This is a genomic window from Maribacter sp. 4G9 (assembly GCF_002742265.1).
Lineage (GTDB): Bacteria > Bacteroidota > Bacteroidia > Flavobacteriales > Flavobacteriaceae > Maribacter.
In genome coordinates this window covers 1-1580 of record NZ_MDGL01000009.1, presented here as the reverse complement: position 1 = coordinate 1580, position 1580 = coordinate 1, and the positions used below count along the sequence as shown (strand labels likewise).

General features: G+C 37.5%; 3 protein-coding genes. 2 read left to right on the top strand and 1 reads right to left on the bottom strand.

Features of this window, described 5'->3' with window-relative positions:
• Positions 1 to 372 precede the first annotated feature (372 nt).
• Positions 373 to 531, bottom strand: a complete 159-nt coding sequence (locus tag BFP75_RS21645) for a hypothetical protein (protein WP_165776517.1) — start codon at positions 529 to 531, stop codon at positions 373 to 375.
• Between the two features lie 211 nt (positions 532 to 742).
• Between BFP75_RS21645 and BFP75_RS01685 the strand changes: the two genes are divergently transcribed.
• Together BFP75_RS01685 and BFP75_RS01680 are read left to right on the top strand one after the other, a co-directional pair.
• Entirely contained in the window at positions 743 to 1084 is a 342-nt protein-coding gene (locus BFP75_RS01685; RefSeq protein ID WP_099542952.1) for a type II toxin-antitoxin system RelE/ParE family toxin, read from the top strand.
• Entirely contained in the window at positions 1071 to 1373 is a 303-nt protein-coding gene (locus tag BFP75_RS01680; RefSeq protein ID WP_099542951.1) for a helix-turn-helix domain-containing protein, read from the top strand. The genes BFP75_RS01685 and BFP75_RS01680 overlap by 14 nt, the downstream gene beginning before the upstream one ends.
• Positions 1374 to 1580: the final 207 nt, after the last annotated feature.

Here is a 1580-nt window from a genome sequence, read left to right as displayed (position 1 = left end):
CGCCTTTTAAACGACGGTAGAAATTCGTCTGCGGTACCCGGTCACTTAATTGGAAATTATTGAAAAGCTTCTCTTGATAATCCTTTTTACCCTGCATACCTAAAGTTACGATCCTTTTACGGATCGGCAAGATCGAAATGCCCCTTTTTTTATAACTTGTGCAACAGGCACAATGTATAAAAAAAATAGGGCGGAATGGTGCTTAAACAAAGGGTTTGGGCGTATTTATAAAGTCGCCAAATCTTTTGATTTGGCTTTTAGAAAAATAAGGTAAAAACAAAATGCAAAAGATTTGGCTTTTTGCTTAACGGAAAGAACATAGCTTACCACCCGCCCTACTTTTCTTATACTAACCGATGATGTACAATTCACCTAAAGGTGAACCCAAGTCGCTACATTGTCGCCAAAGGCTCCAATTCCCGCCCCTTGGGATTTGTACATCATCGCAGGGCCATGCCAGTTTGCATAATCCGTAGGATGAGGGACCATCCAACCTATCACCTTTAGGCGCCATCGAGGAAAACTGTACATATCAACGGCTATATGCAACCTGGCCACGTTCAACACGTATTTGTAAATTTATCCCAACAAGTTGCGTAAATTTAAAATCCGTAACGTGGCTTCACATAGCCCTGCGTTGCCAGTAATACGTGAAAATCCGTTTCTATATTGAAAATCATATATAAATTTGGAAATTGTTACCTTTTTAGGTAACTTTGTTCTGAATTTAACGACTAATCAATTGAGCGAATTTAAAAGAGAAATAGGATTTTACGAAAACCACTTTAAAGATTTCTATTTAAAACAGTCGCTCGTTGTTCGTAAGAAAATTGACTGGACACTTTTACTTTTGAGAAATACTCGAATTGTTCCAGAAAAATTTTTAAAAAACCTTACGAATACTTACGGACTTTGGGAAGTGCGAATTTCAGCAGGAAATGGAATATTCCGAATTTTTTGCTTTTTCGACAAAGGGAATTTAATAATTCTGTTGAGCGGATTTCAAAAGAAAACGCAAAAAACACCCAAGAAGGAAATTAAAAAAGCGGAACGATTAAAAAAGGAATATTATGAAAACAGATAAAAAAATTACATCCTTTGATGACCATTTGGACGAGCAGTACGGAAAAATCGGAACTGAATCTCGTGATGAATTTCAAGAAGAATTTGAAACATTTAAAATTGGAGTTTTAATTCAAGAGGCGAGAAAAAAACAACATTTGACCCAACAACAGCTTGCCGAAAAAGTTGGAACTACTAAAAACTATATTTCTCGAATCGAGAATAACGCAAGTGATATTCGACTTTCGACTTTGATGCGAATTATCCGAGAAGGATTAGGCGGAAGTCTGAAATTATCAATGGATATTTAACAACTGAATAATAAGTACTACTGGCAACAATGGTAACCGTTGCACAAGATATTAATCCGTGAAAAAATGGATCCGTACAAGCCTCTTTACGGGGCTTTTTTTGGTCCGCCTTAGATTGGCAGCGCTAATCTTGGATGCCTTACAAAAGCACCGAACAACGGTTCAAGGGCACTTTTGGCCCATCTTGCCAAAGCTGGTGTCATTACC